This window comes from Nostoc sp. DedSLP03, assembly GCF_034530815.1.
Taxonomy (GTDB): Bacteria; Cyanobacteriota; Cyanobacteriia; order Cyanobacteriales; family Nostocaceae; genus Nostoc.
Genome location: NZ_JAVRCK010000023.1, coordinates 1 through 1555, shown reverse-complemented (window position 1 = coordinate 1555; position 1555 = coordinate 1). Strand labels below are relative to the sequence as shown.

The 1555-nt window shown below is 44.4% G+C and carries 2 protein-coding genes; one reads left to right on the top strand and one right to left on the bottom strand.

Annotation, left to right across the window (positions count from 1 at the left end; all coding sequences use genetic code 11):
• The coding region (locus RM368_RS13360; RefSeq protein WP_322694495.1) for an Rpn family recombination-promoting nuclease/putative transposase at positions 1-715 on the bottom strand (715 nt) is incomplete at its 3' end.
• 366 nt (positions 716-1081) lie between these two features.
• Here RM368_RS13360 and RM368_RS13355 point away from each other — a divergent pair.
• Positions 1082-1555, top strand: a 474-nt coding sequence (locus RM368_RS13355; protein WP_416212232.1) for a HEAT repeat domain-containing protein, incomplete at its 3' end; no start/stop codon positions are given.

Genomic DNA, 1555 nt, shown 5'->3' with positions numbered 1-1555 from the left:
GTCGAGTCAGCTGACGGAGAATGAGCAATTGCCCTTCTGCTTTTCGTCCTTGTTCGCGTCCGCGTTGTTCGCCGCGTTGTTCGCCTTCAGCGAGAATTTCTTGATAAATTACTGACTCGCGCATCATACCCTCCCGAAATAATTGTCGAATCAAGTCTTGATTGTATTTTAACCCCGCTAAGATTTGGGTATACGCGGAAATTTCTGGTCGTTGTCTTGGCTCAAGTTGATTAACTTTGCCCACAACTTGTTGCAACAATGCTTGAGGTTGCGTGGTTGCTGTTAGTGGTGCTAAGGGTAACAAAGCTGGCTCGTTGAGGAATAGTTCAGGATTTTCTTCCCATAAGCGAATCACGCGATATTCATGACGGGTAGTTTCGACACAGAAGACAGTTTCAATTACTGTTCCTGGTGCAGGGGGAAGCAGTAATACGACAACTTGCGTTATCGGTAGACGATACAAACGATACAAGCGTACCCAATAATCTAGCATTCGCAGGGGTAGGGGTGGCGTAGATTCTAGTTTGGTTTGAAATTCCAGATGCAGAATGCGTCCTTGTAGTTGTAAGAATGTGACATAATCAGCGCGAATTGGTTCTATGCTCAATTCGGTTTTGAGAACTGTGACGGAAGTTTGCGGTGTACCTAAAACCCAACTGGCAAAGGTAGCAGGATGTTTTTCGGACAGGAGTTTGCAGAGGTTATCAAAAGACATTAGCGATCGCTAACAATTGAACGAGGTATTGTTATTATCTCGTGCAGTGATTTGAGTAGGCGATGTCTACGATGGTCGTTGCATATTTGCGGGATGATTTTACTATTTTTGTGGGATGGGCATCTTGCCCGTCCCTTGTATTTCCGGGCGGGCAGGATGCCCACCCCACAAGAATCATCCCTTAATTCAGCTACGCCTCTTTTTAAATTCCTGTAATAATTACATTAATATTCCATTTCTAGCTAGGTTGAGTTATCAGACGATAAAAAGATAACTGTAGCGGCTCCTGATTTACTAGTAAAAAACCTAACTCCTTTCTCTTTCCCTACTAAAGAAATTACGAATTAAGAGTTACTAATTATACAAATGTATCTGCACATAATTAAAAAGCGATCGTCGCTCTTTTTCCTTTTTCCCTTTATCCTGCTGTTGATTCTCTTCCTCGCCCTGCCTTGGGTAAGCGCGAAAGAACGGCCGAAGTCGAAGCCCGAAGTGTGGCAGATTAACGGTATCGTTGCTGCCCTTGATGATGGATATGATGGAGTAAAGGGATCTGCATTCAACAAATTAGCTGAATACGATCTCAAAGATTTAAAATCTCTGGGGAAGAAACCGGAAGATATTGCTCAAAAAGCTGCCAAAATCCTCAAGGATAAAACCGTTGACAGTCATGTTCGTTCCGGTGCAGCAGAGGCATTGGGAAATCTGGGGGAGGCTGCCAAACCCTACGTCAAAGACATCCTCGACTTCCTCAAGGATAAATCCGTTGACAGTCATGTTCGTTACGGTGCAGCAGAGGCATTGGGAAATCTGGGGGAGGCAGCCAAACCCTACGTCAAA